5 protein-coding genes and 1 pseudogene are annotated in these 4,437 nt (G+C 36.8%); all 6 read left to right on the top strand.

The window, feature by feature from the left end; all coding sequences use genetic code 11:
* On the top strand, positions 1-577 hold a 577-nt coding region (locus tag AC22ZQ_RS12665), incomplete at its 5' end, for a patatin-like phospholipase family protein (protein ID WP_318959133.1).
* Between the two features lie 92 nt (positions 578-669).
* A complete protein-coding gene (locus AC22ZQ_RS12660) occupies positions 670-1,293 on the top strand; it encodes a 2OG-Fe(II) oxygenase (protein WP_318959132.1) in 624 nt (207 codons plus the stop codon).
* A gap of 85 nt (positions 1,294-1,378) precedes the next feature.
* Complete coding sequence (locus tag AC22ZQ_RS12655; protein WP_318959131.1) at positions 1,379-1,786, top strand: hypothetical protein; 408 nt, start codon at positions 1,379-1,381, stop codon at positions 1,784-1,786.
* Positions 1,787-1,865: 79 nt separating this feature from the next.
* The gene (locus tag AC22ZQ_RS12650; RefSeq protein ID WP_318959130.1) at positions 1,866-2,711 is read left to right on the top strand and encodes an MbnP family protein; all 846 of its coding nucleotides are present in this window, start codon (positions 1,866-1,868) and stop codon (positions 2,709-2,711) included.
* A gap of 1 nt (position 2,712) precedes the next feature.
* Positions 2,713-3,753 carry a cytochrome-c peroxidase gene (locus AC22ZQ_RS12645; RefSeq protein ID WP_318959129.1) on the top strand — a complete coding sequence of 347 codons (1,041 nt, stop codon included), beginning with the start codon at positions 2,713-2,715 and terminating at the stop codon, positions 3,751-3,753.
* Positions 3,710-4,437, top strand: a pseudogene (locus tag AC22ZQ_RS12640) (transporter); the annotation flags it as partial. The gene AC22ZQ_RS12645 and the pseudogene AC22ZQ_RS12640, both read left to right, overlap by 44 nt.

The raw sequence follows: 4,437 nt of genomic DNA, 5'->3' as shown, positions 1-4,437 counted from the left end.
TTTATTGGATTGGATCAAGGAAATCATAGCAAGTAAAGATAAAGATCCAGAAATGACTTTTGCAGATTTGAAAGATTGCGATTGTTGGGAATTAAAGGTATTTGCTTGTAATTTAAATACGACCGGTTTACAGGAATTCTCCTTTGAACAAACACCAGAGATAAAAATCGCAGAGGCAATTCGGGCGTCAATGTCTATCCCTTTCTTTTTCAATGCTTGGCAATTTCCAAACGGTGAATTGAATAAGCATATTTTTATTGATGGAGGAGTATTGTATAACTATCCAATTTCAGCTTTTGACAATTTAGACAAAACCTTGGGCTTGTACATTTCTACAGAAGATAAAGATGAGGAACTCGGTTTTGATCAAATTGGGAGTTATATCAAACGATTGTTTAAAGCTGTTTTAAAAGGGCAGGATATGGATATGTTCAAATCAGATGAAGTGAGAAAACGAACCATTTTCCTAGATAATTTACACATTTCGTCTACCCATTTTGATATCAGTAGAGAGGAGCAAAACAAATTATATGAAAAGGCAGTAGAACTTACCTCAGATTTCTGCAAGAAGCTGTAATTCTATTGGAGTTTATTTCTTGAAATAATTTTTTTTAGGAGTGGTAATTTCAATTTCTTTTTAGCGTAATTTTGCGCACCTTATTTTAAGAATTGAAAGCATATTCAGAAGAGATCTACCTTTCATGGTTAGACGAATTGGCACAAAAGGATTTTGTGGTAATTGATAATTATTTAAGCGAAGAAATATTCGCTAACGTTTTTAATTTTTTCCAAAGCAAACGAGACGAAGATGCCCTGGCAAAAGCGGGTATTGGAAGCTTGGGAGATCATACCATTGTAGAAGAAATACGCGGTGACTATGTTTACTGGATAGATAAACATAAGGATCAAGAGTTAGTTGATTTACATACACAGATGGATGATTTAGTAGCAAAGGTAAATCGCTATTTATTCTTAAGTATTTCAGATTTTGAATATCATTTGGCCTTTTATCCTAAAGGAACGTTTTATCAAAAGCATTTAGATCAGTTTAAAGGCAGAAATAACCGTCAACTCTCCTATGTACTTTACTTAAATAAAGATTGGAAACAAGGTGATGGAGGTGAATTACGTATTTTTGGAGAAGCAGGAAATTTAGATATTGCACCAAAAGCGAACCGCTTAGTTTTATTTAAAAGTGGAGTCTTAGAACACGAAGTGTTGACTACAGAAACAGGAAGAATGAGTTTAACAGGATGGATGTTGAATAATCCTGTTGGACTTGGTTTTTTGTAAGTAGAAATACAATTTGAAAAGTTGATAAATATCTACAACTTTTTATTCAGAAGATTGAACTGAAAGATTAATTTTGCTGGCAGGTATGAGAATATTTGCCGGCATAGTAATATTAATTTACGTTTTCTCTTTGAGTAAGCCCGTGCAAACCATTCTTCATTTTACCCAAAATCAAGAACAAATTGCTGAAGAACTTTGTGAGAACAAAGATCAAGAGGAGTTAGAATGTAACGGTAAATGTTACTTGATGAAAGAGCTGGCCAACGAAGTGGAAAGCAATCAAGCTCTGAATTCAGAAGATAATTCTAAACCTGCTAAGAAAGACTCTAAATCTCAACTCAAACACAAAGATTATGAACGTCTCGCAGATGCGATTAACGTTCCATTCAACATAAAGGATGAAGAAGAAAAAGTAGTTCCTTACTATACTTTTTCATTGGCCACTTTTAGTGGAGACATCACTGTTCCTCCTCCCCAGGTTTTGTACATATAACCTTTACTATGCTAGATAATTAGTTTGCGAAAACCCATCGCAGGTATGCGCCTATGCGCAAAAATTAATGTACAAAACAATGAAAAATATTATAACAATTTTAGCGGTAGCCTTGGTAGCTATGGCTTGTGAAAAAGAAGATATAAAACAAAATCAAGAGGAGCATAAGGGCGAAATCTTAGTGAATTTTGATATGAAAGCAGGAACTTCACCCCTTCAGTTGAGAGCAAGTGGAGATACGGTGAATTACGATTATTCAACAGCTTTAAACCAAGCATTTAATATTTCAAATTTCGGGTTCTATGTAAGCGCTTTCACGTTGAGCGGACCCAATGGTGAAAGTTACACCCAAAAGATGGAAGCTACTGCAGAAGGAGCTCAAGGCTACTTTAGAGTAGAGGCGAGTGATCTTGCTACGAGCTTTATCAACCTAGAGAACATACCTGAAGGAACCTATGATGAAATTAGTTTTACCATAGGTGTAGGCGAAGAAGGTGTACAATCAGGTGCATCAGGAGGAGTTTTAGATCCTGCAAATGGAGCGTGGTTCTGGAATTGGAATGCCGGTTACATTGCTATGAAAGTAGAGGGAAGTGCTGCAGATTCTCCACAACAATTCGTGGATCAGGGAAATGGTTCTAGTATTCCAGCCAAACGCATTGAATTCCACGTGGGAGGATGGAAAGATGTAGATGGAAGTATGTTTGTGAACAACCTTAAAACACTTACACTTGACTTTGGATCTCCTATTCTCATTGGAGAAAAGTACGCTCCGGAAGCTCATGTTGTAGTGGATGTTTTGCCCTTTTTTAATGCATCTAGTAATGATTTCACCTCTACATACTCTGTACACTCTCCAATGGCCGGTGCGCCGTTTGCAGCTACATTTACAGAGATGTTTGTGATGGATCACGTACACCAATAAAATGAAAGGGGTAGTATTTATGCGTTACGTGTGTTTATCATACGTAGCGCTACTTCTTGTTTCCTGTTCGAAACAAAGTGGTGAGGTGGAAGAGTTCCGTTTTATTAAACCTGAACATTTTCCAAGTTCAACCTACAATTTTGAACTCAATGAAATAACAGAAGAAGCCTTTTTATTGGGTAGAAAATTGTTTTATGATCCTTTACTATCAATAGATGGAAGTGTTGCATGTGCCAATTGCCATCAACAAGGAACAGCCTTTGCAGATGGGCAACAACATCCTTTTTCTATAGGGGTGGATAATGAAATTGGTATACGTAATGCTCCAGCACTTGCAAATATGGCCTTCTATAAAGAGTTCTTTTGGGATGGAGGTGTTACGCATCTAGACTTTGTTCCCATTAATGCTATAGAATCTGATATAGAAATGAAGGAAGATCTGAATCATCTGATTGAAAAATTAAATGCTTCTAGCTTTTATCAATTAGAATTTAAGGAGACGTTCAAAATAGACAGTATTACCTCTCCTTATTTGTTCAAAGCCTTGAGTCAGTTTATGTTGATGATGGTAAGTGCCAATAGTCCTTACGATAAATGGCTAAACAACAAAGGAGACCTTAAGGCCATCGAACAAGAGGGCTTAGCACTGTTTCAAGATAAATGTGCTAGTTGCCATGAAGGTGTTTTGTTTACCAATCAGGAGTATAGAAATATTGGTTTGGATAGTATTTATCCCGATTTAGGTAGGGCTACGATTACTGAAAATCCAATGGATGTTGGAAAGTTTCGTGTTCCCTCGCTACGCAATGTGGCGTTAACCGCTCCTTATATGCATAACGCTAGATTTTGGACTTTAAAAGAAGTCCTGGATCATTATGATGAGGGTGTTTTAGATGTACCCAATTTAGCCAATGAGTTAAACCAGGGATCAACGCGTGGAATACCTTTAACTGAAATGGAAAAAGAAGCAATTATCTCATTTTTAAAAACATTAAGTGATGTTGAGTTTATACAAGATCAAAAGTTTGTGGAGTACAATTAGCCTTTTAATACTGATTTCGCTAAGTTCAAAGACATACGCCTGTGATGTTTGTGGATGTGCTGTGGGCGGAATGAGTATGGGCTTGGGTATGGAAACCACCAATAACTATATAGGATTGCGTTATTCACATGTTCAGTTTAATGCAGAAATCAATTACAACAGCAGTTATCTGGAGGATGTGCATTCAACTGATGGTTACAATAGAATGGAATTAACGGGTAAATACCATTTTTTTCCAAAGTTGTATGTTATGGCAAATGTGCCTTTTGTGTACAATACCATGCAGGGAAATACAGAAAATATTAGTCACCTTAGTTTGGCTGATGCCGCTGTTTCCCTCGCGTATAGAATAATTGCTCCACCTATGGATACCAATAAGGTGAGAGGTCATTTACTTGATTTAGGCTTAGGTATTACGCTTCCTACAGGAGCGTATCAACTCGAACATGAGGGAGAGCTGGTGAATAGAAATTTTCAAGCGGGTAGAGGAAGTATGAGTTATGCTTTACAAGCGAAGTACATGTACATGTTTAAAAAATGGCGCTTAACAACGGACGCTATTTATGGTATTGCTACATCAAATAAAGAGAATTATAGGTTTGGCAATCAGTTCAATGTCTTTGCATCTGTGGGACGTATGTTTGCTTGGAAGAAATTGTCCATTTATCCATCCATAGGAGGGTA

The sequence above is a fragment of the Lishizhenia sp. genome, assembly GCF_057456495.1.
This window is presented reverse-complemented; position numbering and strand designations above follow the sequence as displayed.